We start from the raw sequence: 16,559 nt of genomic DNA on the forward strand, positions 1-16,559 counted from the left end.
TCAGGCATCGGCCGGCTGCAGCAGCACCGGCTTGGACTCTGGATGGGAATTGTTCTTGACGAACAGGGCAACGGCGGCGATCAGGCCGGGGATGGCCAGCACCGCGAAGATCTGGTCGAAACCAAATTGGCGGCGTTGCAGCTCGGCTACCAGGAACGGCGCGGCGACGGCGCCGATGCGGCCGATCGCCATCATCCAGGCCACGCCGGTGGCACGGCCGGCGGTCGGGTAGAAATTGGCCGCCAGGGCTGGCATGCTGCTTTGCGTGGTATTCATCACGGCGCCGGCCACGAACACCATCAGCACCAGCGAGCCCAGATTGCCGGCCGCCTGGCCAATGCCGTACACGCAGACGGCGGTGAGCAGATAACCGAACATGATCACGCGGTTGGCGTTGAATTTGTCCATCAGCAGACCGAACACGATCGCACCAACGCCACCGAGCGGGAACAGCGACGTCACCAGCACGGCCGTTTTCGGATCGAGGCCGCCATCCTTGAGCAGGATCGGCATCCAGTTGATCAGCGCATAGAAGATCACGATGCCCATGCCATAAGTCAGCCACAGCATGGTCGAACCGACCACGTAGGAACGCGACAGGATCAAGCCGACACCGGTTTTGCCTTGTTCGGTGGCGCTGGCGCCAGGCGCCTTCTCACCCATGACGAAAGCGCTGGCCTCGCCCACCTTGTCCGAAAAACGGGACAACACGGCGCGGATACGCTCGACCGGACGGCCGCGGGCGACCAGGAACTGCACCGATTCGGGCACGATGAAGAGCATGACCAGCGCCAGGCACATCGGCAGTACGCCGCCCAGTTGCAGCACGCTGCGCCAGCCCCAGGCCGGGATCATCCAGGCCGACAGGAAGCCGCCCCAGGCCGCGCCCAGCGGGAAGCCGGTGAACATGGCGCTGGTCAGCAAGGCGCGGCGTTTGCCGGGAGCGAACTCGTTGGCCATGGTGACGGCCAGCGGCATCGCGCCACCCAGCCCGAGGCCGGTGATGAAGCGCCACGCCACCAGTTCATTGAGGCTGCCGGCGGTCGAGGAGATCAGGCTGGCCAGGCCGAACAGGCCAACGGCGCCGCACAGCAGGAACTTGCGTCCCAGGCGGTCGGCCAGCGGGCCGATCGCCACCGAACCCAGGGCCAGGCCGGCCAGCGCGGCGCTCAGCACCGGCGCCAGTTGCGGCTTGGTCAGGCCCCATTCCTTGAGCAGGGATGGCGCGATATAGCCGATGGCGGCGGTGTCAAAGCCATCCAGCAAGATGACAAAAAAACAGGTTGCAAAGACCAGCAAATGGAACTTGGTGAACTTGCTCTCTTCGACAAGCTTTCGTATGTCGATGGTGTTATTGGGCGTCATGCTGTGTCTCCTCCACTTGCCGTGGTATGTAGTTGAACCGCTAAAAAAACCGTACCTGCTGTGCCGTTTTCCGGCGGAGTGACAGGTATTGCATATGACTGATTGTGCAGGTCTGCTATATAAGGAGGAAGCGTTAGCGGGTACTAGCAGTTATACCCTTTTGCGATAGAGCGCGAGTAAGAGGCCGTTTCAAAAAGCCCGTGGCTTCGTTGTGGCGCCTCGCCACGGTCATTTTGAACCAGCCTCTAATTCCGCTTACGCGCCGCCCAGGCCCAGCAGGCGCATCGCATTGCGCTTCAGGATCAGCGGTGCGACCTCCGGTTTGAAGCCTGCTTTCTCGAAATCGGCCATCCAGCGGTCGGGGGTGATCAGGGGGAAATCGGAGCCGAAAAGTACCCGTTCGCGCAACAGAGTGTTGGCATATTGCACCAGTTGTGGTGGGAAGTAGCGCGGCGACCAGCCCGACAGGTCGATCCACACGTTCGGCTTGTGCAGGCACAGCGACAACGCTTCGTCCTGCCACGGCCAGCTCGGGTGCGCCATGACGATCTGCATGTCGGGGAAGTCGATCGCCACATCCTCCAGCAACATGGGATTGGAATTGGCCACCCGCAGGCCGCCGCCGGCGCGCATGCCGCTGCCGATGCCGGAATGACCGGTGTGGAAGATCGCCGGCAAGCCGTATTCAGCGATCACTTCGTACAGCGGCCAGGCGAAGCGGTCGTAAGGCAAGAAACCTTGCACGGTGGGGTGGAACTTGAAGCCGCGCACGCCATACTCCTCGATCAGGCGGCGCGCCTCGCGCGCGCCCATCACGCCCTTGTGAGGGTCGATGCTGGCGAAGGCGATCATCATGTCGCTGTTGGCGCGCGCCGCCTCGGCGATCTCCTCGTTGGGAATGCGACGCCGGCCGATCTGGGCTTCGGCGTCGACGGTGAACATCACGAGGCCGATCTTGCGCTCGCGGTAGTAGGCCACCGTCTCGGCAATGGTCGGGCGCCGGTCGGAGCCGAAATACTTGTCGGCGGCGCGGTCGAATTCATCGCCGAAATGGTCGTGGCCCTGGCAGCAGGAAACCTCGGCGTGGGTGTGGAAATCGATGGCGATCAGGTCGTCAGTGTTCATGTCGCTGGTCCTTGGAGTGGGTGGTGCGGGGCCGGCGGCCAGCGCCGGCCGCCGTTCAAGCTTGAATCAGGAAGTCGTCCTGGCCGAGATACAACGCTTCGATCAGCTCGGCGCGCCGGGTCAGCACGGCGCGCTGGTTGATCGAGCCCTTGTCGGTCACTTCGCTGTGGTCGATGGATGGCGGGGTTTCCAGCAAACGGATCCAGGCGACGCGATTGGCCGATCCGGTGGCCGTGCTGTTGACGCGCGCCAGCAACTCCTTGAAGTGGGCGCGCACGGCCGGATGGGTCATCACTTCGAACAGGTCGGCCCGTTCATCGAGCCCGGCCAGTTGCCGGCATTCGACCGGACGGGCGAAGATCAGCAGGCCGATCTGGTCGCGGTTCATGCCGGCCACCACCACGTCCTGCACATGGGGCGCGCCGGTGGTGATGACCTTGGCGCGCAGCGGGCCGACGCTGACGAAGGTGCCCGACGACAGCTTGAAATCCTCGGCGATGCGGCCATCGAACACCAGGCCCAGTTCCGGGCGCGCGTTATCGACGAACTTGAGCGCGTCGCCAGTGCAGTAGTAGCCTTCGGCGTCGAACACTTCGCCGCTTTGCGCCGGGTTGCGCCAATAGCCGGGCATCACGTGCGGGCCGCGCATGCGCGCCTCCAGCTTGCCATCGGTGGGCACCAGCTTGACTTCGCAACCGGGCGCCGGCAGGCCGACGTAGCCGGCGCCGATCACGCCGCCGGTCGAGAACAGGCAGGACGGCGCCGTCTCGGTCATGCCCAGCCCCACCATCATGCGGATCAAATGGCCGCAATGGGACTCGGTGACGCGGTCGAGCCGGTCCCACGCCGCCTGCGACAGGCCGGCGCCGGCGAAGAAGAACAGCTTCAGACGGGAGAAGAATTTCTCGCGCAACTGGGCGTCGTGTTCGAGCACCACGGTCAGGTCTTCCCACGCCTTGGGCACGTTGAAATAGACGGTCGGCGAGATATCGCGCAGGTTGCGCAGGGTTTCGTCGAAGCGCTTGGCGGTAGGCTGGCCATCGTCGATGTAGAAGCTGCCGCCGTTGTAGAGCGCGATGCCGACATTGTGGCTGCCGCCGAAGGTGTGGTTCCACGGCAGCCAGTCGACCAGCACCGGCGGTTCCTCCGCCAGGAAAGGCATGGTCTGCAACAGCATCTGCTGGTTGGCGCACAACATGCGCTGGGTGGTGACCACGGCCTTGGGCAGCTTGGTGGAGCCGGAGGTGAACAGGAACTTGGCGATGGTGTCGGGGCCGACGGCGGCGTTGGCGGCATCGACCGTCGTCGGTGTCGTCTCCAGCAGGTCGGTGAACGGGGTGCTGGCGCGGCCAGGCAGCTCGCCCTTGCCGAGCACGATCCCGACGTTGGCATCGAGCGCGCCGGCGATGGCCTTGGCGAACGGCTCGCCGGCCGCCGCGTACACCAGGCCCGGCGTCACCGTGTCGACGATGTGGCGCAGCTTGCCGTAGTCGGTGGCCACCAGCGAATAGGCCGGCGACACCGACGAATAGGGAATGCCCGCGTACATGGCGGCGAACATCAGCTGGCTGTGTTCGAGGTCATTACCGGACAGCACCAGCAGCGGGCGCTCGACCGACAGGCCGCGATCGAGCAGCCATTGGCCGATGCGGCGTACGCGCGCCAGCATGTCGGCGTAGCTGATGCGGATCCACTCGCCGTCCGCGCCGCGCGCCGCCATCAGCGTGCGTTCGGGGAACTGGCGGGCGCCCGCCACCAGGCGGTCGGTCAGGCAGCGCGGGTAGTCGCCCAGGGTTTCCAGTGGCCGGATATGCCAGACGCCGTCGGCGTCGCGCTGGATCTCCGCCGGCGGATGGCCGATGTTGACGGGCCGGTAATCCGTTTCCACGATCGGCTTGAATGCTGCGATATTCATGTTGTCTCCTGTAGTCGTATTGTCTGGCGATAGCGCGCGATGTTCAAGACATCTTGTTCAGCGCGCCACGCCGTGGGAATTCAGGCCCAAAGGGCGGCATCCGGCGCCAGGCCGACGCAGGCCGAGGCGGCCACCGTGTCGGCGTGGGCGCGCACTTGCGGCGCATAGGTGGCGAACCAGAAGCTGGCCAGCGCCAGCACGCCGCGCAGGTAGCTGGCGTCCTCCGCCTGGCCACCCGCTGCGCCCTGCGCTGCCGGCGCACCCGATGTGGCCGACGCTTCCGATCCTGCCGATGCTGCCGATGCGGTCAGCAACGACTGAGCCGCCCGCGCCGCCTGGGCCACGCGCCAGCCGGCGCACACCAGGCCGGTCAGGTGCAGGAAAGGCACGGCCGCCGCCTGCACGGTGGCCGGATCGGTACTGCCGTGGGCCAGCAGGAAGTCGGTGGCCCGCTCCAGGTCGTCCACGTTGTTCGCCAGCACGCGAGCATGGCGAGCCAGTTCGGCCACGTCCGCCACGTCCGCCATCTCGGCCAGGGCCGCGATATCGGCGCGGATATCGGCCACCAGTTCGCGCAAGGTGGCGCCGTTTTCGCGCAGGATCTTGCGGCTGACCAGGTCATTGGCCTGGATGCCGGTGGTGCCTTCGTAGATACGGGTCACGCGCCCGTCGCGATAGTGTTGGGCGATCCCGGTTTCCTCGACAAAGCCCATGCCGCCGAACACCTGGATCGCGTCGTCGCACACCAGATTGCCGGTCTCGGTGTTCCACGCCTTCAGCACCGGCATCAGCAGATCGATGTAGCGGCGGCTGCGCGCCGCCACGTCGGGTTCCGGATGGTGGCGCGCATGGTCGAACCAGGCGGCGGCCGGATAGACCAGGGCCCGCATGGCGAAGATACGGGTGCGCATGGCCAGCAACTGGCGCTTGACGTCAGGGTGGCCGGCAATGGGCCGGCCGGCCTCGCCCGCCACCTTGCCCTGGCTGCGCTCGTTGGCATAGCGCAGCGCCATCTGGTAAGCGCGTTCCGCCAGGGCCACGCCGTGCAGGCTGACGCCGAAGCGGGCTTCGTTCATCATCACGAACATGTATTCGATGCCGCGATTCAGTTCGCCAACCAGATAGCCGACCGCCCCGCCCTGGTCGCCATACGCCATGGTGCAGGTCGGGCTGCCGTGGATGCCCATCTTGTCTTCCAGCGAGACGGCGCGCACGTCATTCCTGACGCCCAGGCTGCCGTCGGCATTGACGAGGAATTTGGGCACCAGGAACAGCGAAATACCCTTGATGCCGGCCGGCGCGTCGGGCAGCCGGGCCAGCACCAGGTGGACGATGTTGTCCGTCAGTTCATGGTCGCCGTAGGAAATGAAGATCTTCTGGCCGTACAGGCGATAGCTGCCATCCTCGGCGGCCTCGGCGCGCATGCGCACGGCGGCCAGGTCGGAACCTGCCTGCGGCTCGGTCAGGCTCATGTTGCAGGACCATTCGCCGCTGACGATGCGCGGCAGGTACAAGGCTTTCATGGCGTCATCGGCCGCCACTTCCAGCGCCTCGGTCTGGCCCAGCGTCAGTTGCGGCAGCATGGTGAAGGCCAGGTTGGCGGAGAACCACATTTCCCACACGGGCGCCCAGAGCGCCTTGGGCAAGCCCTGCCCGCCATACTCGGCCGGCAGCGACAGGCCCAGCCAGCCGGCGGCCACGAATTGATCCCAGGCTTCCTGCCAGCCGTTGGGAACGACGACGCGGTCGCCGTCGAGCCGGCAGCCCTGCAGGTCGCCGGACTTGTTGATCGGTGCCAGCACCCCGGCGGCGAATTTGTCGGCTTCCTCAAGGATGCTGTAGACCAGCTCCGGTTCGGCCGCCTCGCAATCCGGCAAAGCAGCGATGCCGTCAAGGCCAACCAGGTGGTCGAGGATGAAGCGCATATCGCGCAGCGGTGCGCCGTAGGTATCCATGTGTAATCCCAAACTGTGGGCGCGGGCCGGGCCCGCGCCAAAATACTCATCCAGCGGCCGGCCCGGACAGAGACCGGCCGCCCTCCTTCGAAGGCGGTTCAACATGCCCATGGCGAGGCACCGAAGAATTGGGGACGTACCCCATTTTCTGGCTGCGGCCGAAAAATGGGGTACGTCCCCAATTTTTCGACGCCACAACGACACCATGGTTTTTTTGAAACGGCTTCTTACACCGGGTAATGACGGTGCGTGGTCTGGACCGTGATCCAGCGCAGGTCGGTGAACTCGGCCATGCCGGCCTTGCCACCGAAGCGGCCGTAGCCGGACGACTTGACGCCGCCGAACGGCATCTGCGCCTCGTCATGCACGGTCGATGAGTTGATGTGGCAGATGCCCGACTCGATGCGCTTGGCCAGCGCCAAGGCGCGCCCGATGTCCTTGCTGAACACCGAGGCCGACAAGCCATACTCGCTATCGTTGGCCAGCGCCAGCGCTTCTTCATCGCTATCCACGCGCAGCACCGACACCACCGGGCCGAACGCTTCCTCGCGGTACAGGTCCATGGCCGGGGTCAGGCCGTCCACCAGCACCGGCTGCAGCAGCGCGCCGTCGGCTTGCACCGGGCCGGTCGCCAGCGTGGCGCCCTTGGCCACCGCGTCGGCGACCAGGCGTTCGACCCGGGCGGCCGCCTCGGGGCTGACCATGGCGCCGAGGATGCAGCCATCGCTGCCCGGCTTGCCCGCCTTCATCGAGGCCACCTTGGTCGCCAGCTTGTCGACGAAGGCGTCGGCCACGGCGCGGGCGACGATGATGCGGTCGGTCGACATGCAGATCTGGCCCTGGTTGAAGAACGAGCCGAACGCGGCGGCCGTGACGGCTTCGTCGAGATCGGCGTCGTCCAGCACCAGCATCGGGTTCTTGCCGCCCAGTTCCAGCACGGCCGGCTTCAGGTATTTGGCCGCCAGTTGGCCGATGATGCGGCCCACATGGGTGGAGCCGGTGAAGTTGACGCGCTTGACGGCCGGATTGGCGATCAGGCGCTCGACCAGCGCCGGCGCGTCGGCCGGAGCGTTGCTCAGCACGTTGACGACGCCGGCCGGGAAGCCCGCTTCCTGGAACACTTCACCGATCAGGCGGTGCAGGCCCGGCGTCAGTTCCGACGCTTTCAGTACCACGGTGTTACCGCAGGCCAGCGGCACGGCGATGGCGCGCGTGCCCAGGATCACCGGCGCGTTCCAGGGCGCGATGCCCAGCACCACGCCAGCCGGCTGGCGCACCGCCAGCGCCAGGTTGCCATCGATGTCGGACGGGATCACCTCGCCGGCCAACTGGGTGACCAGGCCGGCCGCGTCGCGCAGCATATTGGCCGCCAGCATGGCGTTAAAGCCATACCACACCGGCGTGGAGGCCGCCTCGGCGACACCGATGGCGACAAATTCCGGGGCCCGGCGGTCCATCACCTCGGCCGCTTTCAACAGCAGCAGGCGGCGCGCGCTCGGCGCCATTGCCGACCAGGCCGGGAAGGCGGCGGCGGCGGCGGCGACGGCCGCATCGGCATCCTCCGGTGTGGCGGCGGCGGCCAGCGTCACCACTTCGCCGCTCAGCGGATTCTTGCGCTCGAACGTGGCGCCATTGGATGCGGCACGGCTTTCGCCGCCGATCAGCAATTCAATCTTATTCATTGTCTCCTCCTCGATAGTATTCCGGCGCCCGTGGCGGGCCGCCGGTTCGTTCGTCGCGTGGGCTTACTTGCGCTGGTAGGTTTGCAGGCCTGGCTTGAGGGTCTTGTCATCGAGGAATTGCTTCATGCCTTCCTTGCGGCCCTGCTCCGGATCGCGGCCGATGCACTGGTCCAGCTTGGCGTACAGGTAGTCCTCGCACTGGTCCCAATCGAGTTCGCGGCAACGCTTGAAGCCATTCTTGGCGTAGCGCAGCACCACCGGGTTCTTGGCCAGCAGCTTGTTGGCCAGTTCGCGCACTTCGTCGCGCAGCTGGGCCAGCGGCACGCTCTTGTTGACCAGGCCCATCTGCGCCGCCTTCTGGCCGCTGAACGGCTCGCCGGTCATGATGTAGTACAGCGATTCGCGGTGGCCGACAGTGTCCGCCATGGCCTTGCTCACCAGGTTGCCCGGTGGGATGCCCCAGTTGATTTCGGACAGGCCGAAGGTCGCCTCGTCGGCGGCGATCGCCAGGTCGCACGCCACCAGCGGCGAGAAGCCACCGCCAAAGCACCAGCCGTTGACCATGGCGATGGTTGGCTTGTTGTACATGCGCAGGAGCTTCCACTGCCATTCGCAGGCGTCGCGGCGCGAACGTTCCTGGAAGATCTCGGGCTTGCCGTCCGTTTCGCGGAAGTATTCCTTGAGGTCCATGCCGGCCGTCCAGGAATCGCCGGCGCCGGTCAGCACCAGCACCGATGCCTCCTCGTCCAGTTCCAGCGTCTGCAGCACGTCGATCATCTCGCGGTTGAGCGTCGGGCTCATCGCGTTGCGTTTTTCCGGACGGTTCAGCGTGACCCAGGCGATTCCCGCCTCGACTTTGACATCCACACAAGTCCAACGTTGTTCATACTTAGCCATTCTCAGCCTCCTTAATTGGTTAGTATCAGGCTACCTGATATGTTCATCATAAAGGATAAATTTAAAAACGCAAGCCCGGGTCAAGCTTTTCCGAAAATAATTCCGACTGCGGTCCGGCTTGCGGTAAGATCTACAACATATATCAGGCAACCTGCCAACCTTCACACACGGAATCACCATGAACGCACTCATCAATGACGCCTCCGGCGGCGAGAAAAACCGCCCGCTCGGCGTCTGCTACCTGATCGGCCGGCTCGACCATGCGGTGAACCGCCGCATCCGCGACGCCCTGACCCCGCTGGGCTTGACCGTGAGCCAGTACACGGCGCTGTCGTTCCTCGAATCGCATGCACAGATCAGCAACGCCCAACTGGCCGAGCGCTCGCTGATCTCGCCGCAATCGGCCAACGAGATGGTCAAGCTGATGGAACAAAAGGGCTGGGTGGAACGCCATCCCGACCCCACCCACGGCCGCATCGTGCGCCTGAGCCTGACGGCCACGGGCCAGGCCCTGCTGGACCAGGCGCATGCGTTTGTGGCGCGGCTGGAAGCAGGCATGCTGTCCAAGCTGACCAGCGGCCAGCGCACCGCCCTGCACCAGAACCTGCGCCAGGTGCTGCACGCGCTGAGCGCGATCATGATCGACCCCACGCTGGCCGATGAAGTGAGCAAGGGCGCGTGAGCACGCCAGCACGATGTCGTTTTTAGAGGGATAGCCAACGATGGACTTGAAACAACTGGAATATTTCGTCCGCGTCGCCGAGCTCGGCAGCTTTACGCGTGCCGCGAGCGTGCTCGACATCGTCCAGCCGGCACTGAGCCGCCAGGTGCGCATGTTGGAACTGGAATTCAAGCAGACGCTGTTGGTACGCAACGGCCGTGGCGTCGTCACCACGGATGCCGGCAAGTTGCTGCTCGAATACGGCCGCGGCATCCTGTATCAGGTCGAGCGCCTGCGCGAGGAACTGGGGCGTGCGCGCGGCGCGCTGGTGGGTCATGTCGCGCTGGGCTTGCCGCCCAGCCTGTTGAAGATCCTGGCCGTGCCGATCTTCCGCGAATTCAAGGAGAAATTTCCCGCCGCCACGCTCGCCATCCGCGAAGGCATGAGCTCGGGCATGCATGAATCGCTGGTGTCGGGCCGGCTCGACGTGGCCCTGCTCTACAACGCCTCGCCCTTGCCCGATGTGGACCTGACGCCGCTGCTGGAAGAAGAATTGTTCCTGGTCGCGCCGCAGGGAGACGGCGGGCCGGCGACGCCGGTCGCCATCGGCGAATTGCCGAACTACCCGCTGATCGTGCCCAGCCGCCCGAACGCGATCCGCATGCTGATCGAAGGCGAACTGGCCAACCTGGGCTTGCGCCCCACCATCGCCTTCGAGGTGGACGGCGTCAATGCCATTCTCGACCTGGTGGCCGAAGGCTTCGGCTATGCGATCCTGTCGCAGACGGCGGTGGCCAACCTGGCCAGCGAGCGCCAGTACCGCCTGCGTTCCATCCTGGGCGACGGCCTCAAGGCCAAGCTCTCGCTGGCCGTCAATTCGCATCGCCAGATCACGGCCACCCAGCAGGGCCTGATCGACCTGGTGCGGCAGATGGTGGCCGAGCACCTGGACCGGGCGCCGCTCTGAGGCACCCGCCCGGTCTCGCCCGGCCCTGCCCGGTCCCGCAGGGCTTACCGGGCTTATCGGGCTTGCTTAGTCTTACTTGTAGTTTGTAGTCTTACTTGTAGATCCCGGCACCGATGATGATGTCGTCCACCTTTTCCAGATAGGTGGACTTGCTTTCAATAGCACCCGTGGCCGGGCTAGGCCACTTGTAATCGACCCAGCCCTTGCCCTTGGTTTCCACCGTATTGACGTATTCGCGGAAGATCATCTTGCCGTCGACATCCTTGATGCCGGGCGTGGATTTGCCGACCAGCTTGGGATTGGGATGGGCCAGGCCCATGCCCGTCATGTCGAAGGCGACGATGTACATGTCCTTGACCCGGAACTGGCTGGTTTGCTTGTTGAACTCCGCCAGCGCTTTCTCCCTGCCGTTTTGCTTCATAAAGGCGACTGCCTTCTTCACCAGCGCTTCCGCTTCCGGCGCAGTACCCCGCTCCTCGCCGGCCACGCAGATCGCGGGCAACAACAGCAGTGCGACGACGCACGCCATGATGGATTTAATGATCGATTTCATGACTCTACTCCTCGTTTAAAAAATGGCAACCACGGATCGCTGGCGCAGCCGCGCCGCGCCAGCGATCCGCTTCAACTATCTATTCACTGGCAACTGAAATTCGCCGCATCCTCGACGCTACCGCTGCCCTTGTATTTCGCCACCTTCGGATAGGCGCACAATGGCCGGCTACGGTTCGCGGCCCAGGTGGATGGCACGTCCGCGTTGACGCCGCCGCTATTACCGGCGCCCCGCACACTGGCTTGCACCGAGTCCGGCGCCTGTCCCTTCTCGACCCAGTTGACCAGCGGCGTGAGCATGTCGAACTGGTCGGCGGTCGGACCGCCGCTGCAATGGTTCATGCCGGGCACGCGGAAGAAGCGGGCGAAGTTGGCCGCGTCGCCGCCATTGGCCGCGCGCAAGCTGTCATACCAGGCGCTGGTATCGTCGCTCGAGAAGATCGGATCGCTCGTGCCGTGATACGCCAACATCTTCGCGCCGCGGTTTTTCAAGGTAGCCATGTCAGTCACGTTGGGCGGGAGCATGAACGACAGCGCGCTTTCCGTGTAGGTGGCGTTGGTCGCGCCGACCTTGGCCAGCATGTCGTCCAGATTGCCGTTCAAGACAAAGCTGGTGCCGTCGAAGGTGGCCGCATTCTCGGGTGGCGCCTGCCAGACCAGGCCCACGGCGCCGGCGTCGCGCTGCATCGGGGCGGTGAACTTCCACGAAGCCCAGCCGCCCGTCGCCAATCCCGCGTCATACGGGAAGCTGGCGTAGATTTTTTTTCCGGTAGCGGTGGTGGCACCCGCGAACAGTTGGCCGATGGCGGTCTTTTGCGCCGCGCTCAGGCAAGTGCCGTCGCGCGCGCCGGCGCAGGTGGGCACGTCGCGTTCGAGCTTGAACGCAGCCTGGCAGGCGGTGCCGTCCTGCACCAGGCCGTCCTTCACGCCATCGAGCGCGTCGCACTTGTCGAGCACGGCATTCGACACCAGCGTGCGCTCGGCGGCCGTGAAGCCGGTGGACAGATCGCCCGGGGTACTGGCCAGCGCCGCATAGGTCTTGGCGCCGGCGATATTGGCGGTGGCCGCGAGCGGCAGGTGGAAGCCGGGATTACCGACCAGGAAACCGTCGTACTGGTCGGCATAGCGGGCCGCCGCCACCATGGTGTGCCGGCCGCCATTGGAACAGCCGCCGATGTAGGAACGATCCGGTTCCTTGCCGTAGGCGGTCTTGATGAGCGCCTTGGCCATCGGCGTCAGCTTGCCCACGGCCTGGTAGCCGTAATCGAGGCGCGCTTGCGGATCGATGCCGAACGATGGATTCTGCGACGGGTTATGGCCGGCGTCGGAACTGATGACGGCGAAGCCCTGGTTCAAGGCATGGTCCAGCGGACCGCCGCCGCCCACCGGGCCGGTCGCGGTGGCGACCACCCCATCGGTGCCGCCGTTGGCCTGATAGAAGAAGCGCCCGTTCCAGTTGAGCGGCAGCCGCATTTCAAAGCCGATCGCATAGTGCTTGCCATCGACCGGGCTCACGCGCTGGAACATCTGGCCCGTGACCTGGCAATGCTGCGGCACCGGCTTGCCACCGATCACCAGCGTGCCGGCCGCGATGTCGTTGGCGGCCGTGATGACCGTGTTGGGATAGCTGATGCGCGTGGCCAGGTCGGCGCAGGACGATAAGGTTGCGCCCGTGGCGACGGCCAGTCGCGGCAAGGGCGCCACGCTGTCACCGCCACCGCAAGCGGCGAGCAGCAAGACCGCGCTGACGGCAGCGGCGGTTCCGGTCAGTTGTCGACCATTCATTGGTTTGTCTCCGTATTTATCGTTATCACTACACAAGGTTTGCCGGGCTGCTGGTGGCCGTTGCCTGTCGGCAGGCGGCCAGCCGCGGGGCGCCCGGATGTTTCCCGCGGCTTAAAAGCGGTCTGGATGGATGATGATGGAACGGCTCAGCTTAATATCAGGTTACATATCAGCTTACCTGATATTTAACGGGTCTATACTAAACGTGGATATTGCAAAATTCAAGAGGATTTTGATGGCCGGGCCAGACTGGCGCGGACAGAAAGAGGCCAGGCTGAAAGGCACGACGGCGCGCCATGCCCGGCATTATTGCGGCAATACAACGGTTACCCAGGGAAATGATGAAATAATGAAAATAATGATGTTGTTTCGTCTAGGCAATTTGATATCATCATCGTTCTTGCGCATAACACTTCAGCTAACCGCCATTCCCGAAAAGGATATTTATGAAATTGCACCGCATCGCTACCAGTATGACCATCGCCACCGCCTTCCTGTGCGGTGCAGCCCACGCCGATACGACCTACACCAACACCGCCGACGCCAGCTCCAATATCCGCTACATGGGCTCCCCGGACACGACCAGCTATGGTGAACTCTTCACCGCGCCCGGCGGCGTGCTGAAAAGCTTCACCTTCCAGGCACTGTCCGGCAACAGCGGCAATGTTGACCTGACCATCGCCGCCTGGGATGGCAGCAAGGCTGTCGGTCCCGCCCTGTACACCAGCGCACCGATCAGCTACACCGGCGGCAGCCAGTACCTGGGCGCGAACGGCATCAACCTGGCCTTGACCGCCGGTACCAGCTACGTCGCCTACCTGACCGTGGCCGGCGTGTCGTCGCCAATGGCCAACGTCGCCATCGCCGGCTCGAGCTCAAATGGTGGCCTGGGCGGCGGCTTTCGCTACCTGAACTCGAACGACGTCGATCCGCTGACGCTGAACTATGCCTGGAACAGCTGGGGCGTACCAGCGATGGCCTACACCGCCACGTTCGCCGCCGCCGTACCTGAGCCTGAAACCTACGGTATGCTGCTGGCCGGCTTGGCGCTGGTGGGCATGCTGGCGCGCCGCAAACGCGCCTGATCGCCCCGCAGCCTGAGATGAGTTTGTTGATCAGGAACTGAGACAGTCCGCCCTCCCTTCACGGCAAGGTCAAGCCCTGCGCCCGCGCGCTACAATACGCTTGACCTTCCCACCAGGGGAAGGATCAGACTGGGGTCCAAACCCGTTCCAGGAACAGATCGATGAATATAGGTGAGGTCGCCGCGATCTCCGGTGTCTCGGCGAAAAAAATACGGCACTACGAAAGTATCGGCCTGTTGCCGCAGCCAGGCCGCACGGACGCCGGCTACCGGCGCTATGGTGACAAGGACGTGGCGAGGTTACGCTTCATCCGCCATTGCCGGGATCTTGGCTTTGCGCTGGACCAGGTGGGCGAACTGCTCGACCTGTGGCAGAACCGCGAGCGCTCCAGCCGCCAGGTCAAGGCGCTGGCCCAGGCGCACCTGGCCGACCTGGATGAAAAACTACGGGAACTGCAAGCGATGCGCACCGTGCTCGAAGGCCTGGTGAGCTGCTGCCATGGCGATGAGCGGCCCGATTGCCCCATCATCGATTCGCTGGAGGCGGCCGAAGGGGCGGCATCCCTGCCCCTCACCGACCGGCCCCGGGCCAGCCTGCCCGTCAAGCGCCGGCAAGCCGCAAAATAGGCCGGCTTACGGGGCTGATGGCACGGCCCCGTCACGGCCACACCGACGAAGTGGTCGCCATGGTGCCCGACCGGAGCAGTCCCGAAGCGGGCTTCGTCACGAACGCCAACCTGCTCATCGACGGCGGCTGCGCGGCCTGATCGCGGCCGGCGCGCCCCACCTCCGCCCTTAGCAGCTAAACGGGCAGTGCGGCAAAATCGGCGTCAGCGGCCGGCACCGTGGCATCGCGCGCCATTCGCCGCACGGGCCGTGCGCCAGCGCCAGACAAGGAGGCGGATGCGCGGCCCGCCGGCTGCGCATCGCCCAGCCGGAACACATCCACCGTCTGCGCCAGGGTATCGGTCTGCAGCGTCAGCGTCCGGGCGGCGGCGGCGGCCTCCTCCACCAGGGTGGCATTTTTCTGCGTCACATTTTCCAGTTCGTTGATCGCGCTGCAGATATGCTCGATCCCGCGCTCCTGCTCGCCGCCGGCATCGGTAATCTCCACCATGATGGCGGCCACGCGCTGCACGCTGGCGACGATCTTGCCCATGGTGGTGCCGGCCTGGTTCACCAGCCGGCTGCCGCTTTCGACCTTGTCCACCGAATCGGCGATCAGCGTCTTGATCTCTTTCGCCGCGCCCGCCGAGCGCTGGGCCAGGTTGCGCACCTCGGCGGCGACGACGGCAAAGCCACGGCCCTGCTCGCCGGCGCGGGCCGCCTCCACTGCGGCGTTCAGCGCAAGGATGTTGGTCTGGAAGGCGATGCCATCGATAACGGAGGTGATCTCCGCGATCCGGTTGGCGGAAGCATGGATCGCATCCATCGTGGCAATCACCTCAGCCACCACGGCACCGCCCTCCTCCGCCACGCTGGAGGCCGAGATCGCCATCTGGTTGGCCTGGCGCGCGTGTTCGCCGTTCTGCTTGACCGTGGCAGTCAGTTCCTCCATCGACGCGGCCGTCTCCTCCAGCGAGCTCGCTTGCAGCTCGGTGCGGCGCGACAGCGCCAGGTTGCCCGCGGCGTTCTCGACCGAGGCGGTGGCGATCAGGTCGGTACTGGTGCGCACTTGCGACACGATCTGCACCAGGCTCTCGCGCATGGTCTTCATGCCGTGCATCAGGCTCGACGTGTCGTCGTCCTGCAGTTCGATCTCGCCCCCCAGGTCGCCGGCGGCGATGCGCTGGGTGACGGCGTTCGCATAGGCCGGCTCGCCGCCAAGCTGGCGCAACTGCAAGCGCGCCAGCAGCAGCGCCGCGCCGGCGGCGCAGACCATCGCGGCGCCGCTCAGCACCAGCAGCAATGTGCGGCCGGTACGGTAGATCGCATCGATGTCCTCGCTGGTCGCGTTGATGCCGGCGCGCTGCAGCGCCAGCAACTGCTGAATCTGCGCCAAGTATTGCCTGGTAGCGGGCAGGTAGTTGTTCTCGAATACGGTCCTGGCCTGGAACAGCCTGCCGTCCGTCCGCATCTGGAACACCTCCTTGCCGGCGGCCTGGTAGATGGCGCCACTGGCGACGATGGCGGAAAACAGTTGCTTCTCCTCCGCCGAGACCAGCAGTGCCGCTAGTTGCCGCTGCAGCTCGCCGGAGCGCTTGGCGGCCTCGTTCGACGGGCCTTCGAAATAGGCGATCAGGCTGGGGTCGTTGCTCTTGGCGGCGGCCGTGGTGCGCGCGACGGAGGCATTGATGACGGCATCCCAGTCACTGATCAGGCGTTCCTTGGCCAGCGGCGTGCGGATCATGGCGTGCGTGGCCTCGGCCACCGCCTGCAGGCGCCAGATGGCGGTCGCGGCCACCAGCAGCAGCAACAGCAATACCGCGCCAAAGCCCACGGCCAGCCGGGTACGAGTCTTTAGATTTTTCATGAGTCTGCCAGGATGACGTTCTGAGGAAGCACCACATGTGCCCCTCCATCCGGGCCACACGACCGTTACTACCCAGCAATGCTAGCGGCTGCCGACAT

Annotated in this window: 14 protein-coding genes; 5 read left to right on the plus strand and 9 right to left on the minus strand. The window is 65.0% G+C overall.

The genetic code is table 11. The annotated features are described in order from the left end of the window. From H3H39_RS18950 to H3H39_RS18975, 6 genes are all read right to left on the minus strand, one after another. Window positions 1-1,365: an MFS transporter gene (locus H3H39_RS18950; RefSeq protein ID WP_182155396.1), complete on the minus strand. Its 1,365-nt coding sequence runs from the start codon at window positions 1,363-1,365 to the stop codon at window positions 1-3. Window positions 1,366-1,620: 255 nt separating this feature from the next. Next, entirely contained in the window at window positions 1,621-2,490 is an 870-nt protein-coding gene (locus H3H39_RS18955) for an amidohydrolase family protein (protein ID WP_182155398.1), read from the minus strand. 55 nt (window positions 2,491-2,545) lie between these two features. Continuing rightward, on the minus strand, window positions 2,546-4,405 hold the full coding sequence (locus H3H39_RS18960; RefSeq protein ID WP_182155400.1) for a feruloyl-CoA synthase: 1,860 nt from the start codon (window positions 4,403-4,405) through the stop codon (window positions 2,546-2,548). Between the two features lie 80 nt (window positions 4,406-4,485). Then, a complete protein-coding gene (locus H3H39_RS18965) occupies window positions 4,486-6,360 on the minus strand; it encodes an acyl-CoA dehydrogenase (protein WP_182155402.1) in 1,875 nt (624 codons plus the stop codon). Between the two features lie 227 nt (window positions 6,361-6,587). After that, the gene (locus H3H39_RS18970; protein WP_182155404.1) at window positions 6,588-8,042 is read right to left on the minus strand and encodes an aldehyde dehydrogenase; all 1,455 of its coding nucleotides are present in this window, start codon (window positions 8,040-8,042) and stop codon (window positions 6,588-6,590) included. A gap of 63 nt (window positions 8,043-8,105) precedes the next feature. Further along, a complete protein-coding gene (locus H3H39_RS18975) occupies window positions 8,106-8,939 on the minus strand; it encodes a p-hydroxycinnamoyl CoA hydratase/lyase (RefSeq protein ID WP_220461609.1) in 834 nt (277 codons plus the stop codon). A gap of 178 nt (window positions 8,940-9,117) precedes the next feature. Here H3H39_RS18975 and H3H39_RS18980 point away from each other — a divergent pair, with 178 nt between their 5' ends. Then, window positions 9,118-9,621, plus strand: a complete 504-nt coding sequence (locus H3H39_RS18980) for a MarR family winged helix-turn-helix transcriptional regulator (protein WP_182155405.1) — start codon at window positions 9,118-9,120, stop codon at window positions 9,619-9,621. Between the two features lie 40 nt (window positions 9,622-9,661). After that, complete coding sequence (locus tag H3H39_RS18985; RefSeq protein ID WP_182155407.1) at window positions 9,662-10,567, plus strand: LysR family transcriptional regulator; 906 nt, start codon at window positions 9,662-9,664, stop codon at window positions 10,565-10,567. 91 nt (window positions 10,568-10,658) lie between these two features. Here H3H39_RS18985 and H3H39_RS18990 read toward each other — a convergent pair whose 3' ends face one another. Both H3H39_RS18990 and H3H39_RS18995 read right to left on the minus strand, forming a co-directional pair. Beyond that, complete coding sequence (locus tag H3H39_RS18990) at window positions 10,659-11,120, minus strand: cache domain-containing protein (protein ID WP_182155409.1); 462 nt, start codon at window positions 11,118-11,120, stop codon at window positions 10,659-10,661. An 83-nt stretch (window positions 11,121-11,203) separates the two neighbouring features. Then, entirely contained in the window at window positions 11,204-12,904 is a 1,701-nt protein-coding gene (locus tag H3H39_RS18995) for a tannase/feruloyl esterase family alpha/beta hydrolase (RefSeq protein ID WP_182155411.1), read from the minus strand. A 446-nt stretch (window positions 12,905-13,350) separates the two neighbouring features. Here H3H39_RS18995 and H3H39_RS27655 point away from each other — a divergent pair, with 446 nt between their 5' ends. The 3 genes from H3H39_RS27655 (at window position 13,351) to H3H39_RS28215 (ending at window position 14,755) form a co-directional block, all read left to right on the plus strand. Next, window positions 13,351-13,989: a PEP-CTERM sorting domain-containing protein gene (locus H3H39_RS27655; RefSeq protein ID WP_229218130.1), complete on the plus strand. Its 639-nt coding sequence runs from the start codon at window positions 13,351-13,353 to the stop codon at window positions 13,987-13,989. A gap of 161 nt (window positions 13,990-14,150) precedes the next feature. Then, on the plus strand, window positions 14,151-14,615 hold the full coding sequence (gene cueR / locus H3H39_RS19005; protein ID WP_182155413.1) for a Cu(I)-responsive transcriptional regulator: 465 nt from the start codon (window positions 14,151-14,153) through the stop codon (window positions 14,613-14,615). A gap of 17 nt (window positions 14,616-14,632) precedes the next feature. Then, window positions 14,633-14,755 (plus strand): hypothetical protein, encoded by a 123-nt coding sequence (locus H3H39_RS28215; RefSeq protein WP_255462686.1) that lies wholly within the window; start codon window positions 14,633-14,635, stop codon window positions 14,753-14,755. Window positions 14,756-14,790: 35 nt separating this feature from the next. Here H3H39_RS28215 and H3H39_RS28390 read toward each other — a convergent pair whose 3' ends face one another. Further along, window positions 14,791-16,461 carry a methyl-accepting chemotaxis protein gene (locus tag H3H39_RS28390; protein ID WP_182155415.1) on the minus strand — a complete coding sequence of 557 codons (1,671 nt, stop codon included), beginning with the start codon at window positions 16,459-16,461 and terminating at the stop codon, window positions 14,791-14,793. Window positions 16,462-16,559 lie beyond the last annotated feature (98 nt).

Source organism: Rugamonas apoptosis (genome assembly GCF_014042355.1).
Classification (GTDB): domain Bacteria; phylum Pseudomonadota; class Gammaproteobacteria; order Burkholderiales; family Burkholderiaceae_D; genus Rugamonas; species Rugamonas apoptosis.

Bases quoted from the DNA above. Each gene is read 5' to 3' on its own strand.
- H3H39_RS18950 (WP_182155396.1), bottom strand. From the start codon at position 1,365: ATGACGCCCAATAACACCATCGACATACGAAAGCTTGTCGAAGAGAGC.
- H3H39_RS18955 (WP_182155398.1), bottom strand. From the start codon at position 2,490: ATGAACACTGACGACCTGATCGCCATCGATTTCCACACCCACGCCGAG.
- H3H39_RS18960 (WP_182155400.1), bottom strand. From the start codon at position 4,405: ATGAATATCGCAGCATTCAAGCCGATCGTGGAAACGGATTACCGGCCC.
- H3H39_RS18965 (WP_182155402.1), bottom strand. From the start codon at position 6,360: ATGGATACCTACGGCGCACCGCTGCGCGATATGCGCTTCATCCTCGAC.
- H3H39_RS18970 (WP_182155404.1), bottom strand. From the start codon at position 8,042: ATGAATAAGATTGAATTGCTGATCGGCGGCGAAAGCCGTGCCGCATCC.
- H3H39_RS18975 (WP_220461609.1), bottom strand. From the start codon at position 8,939: ATGGCTAAGTATGAACAACGTTGGACTTGTGTGGATGTCAAAGTCGAG.
- H3H39_RS18980 (WP_182155405.1), top strand. From the start codon at position 9,118: ATGAACGCACTCATCAATGACGCCTCCGGCGGCGAGAAAAACCGCCCG.
- H3H39_RS18985 (WP_182155407.1), top strand. From the start codon at position 9,662: ATGGACTTGAAACAACTGGAATATTTCGTCCGCGTCGCCGAGCTCGGC.
- H3H39_RS18990 (WP_182155409.1), bottom strand. From the start codon at position 11,120: ATGAAATCGATCATTAAATCCATCATGGCGTGCGTCGTCGCACTGCTG.
- H3H39_RS18995 (WP_182155411.1), bottom strand. From the start codon at position 12,904: ATGAATGGTCGACAACTGACCGGAACCGCCGCTGCCGTCAGCGCGGTC.
- H3H39_RS27655 (WP_229218130.1), top strand. From the start codon at position 13,351: ATGAAATTGCACCGCATCGCTACCAGTATGACCATCGCCACCGCCTTC.
- cueR (WP_182155413.1), top strand. From the start codon at position 14,151: ATGAATATAGGTGAGGTCGCCGCGATCTCCGGTGTCTCGGCGAAAAAA.
- H3H39_RS28215 (WP_255462686.1), top strand. From the start codon at position 14,633: ATGGCACGGCCCCGTCACGGCCACACCGACGAAGTGGTCGCCATGGTG.
- H3H39_RS28390 (WP_182155415.1), bottom strand. From the start codon at position 16,461: ATGAAAAATCTAAAGACTCGTACCCGGCTGGCCGTGGGCTTTGGCGCG.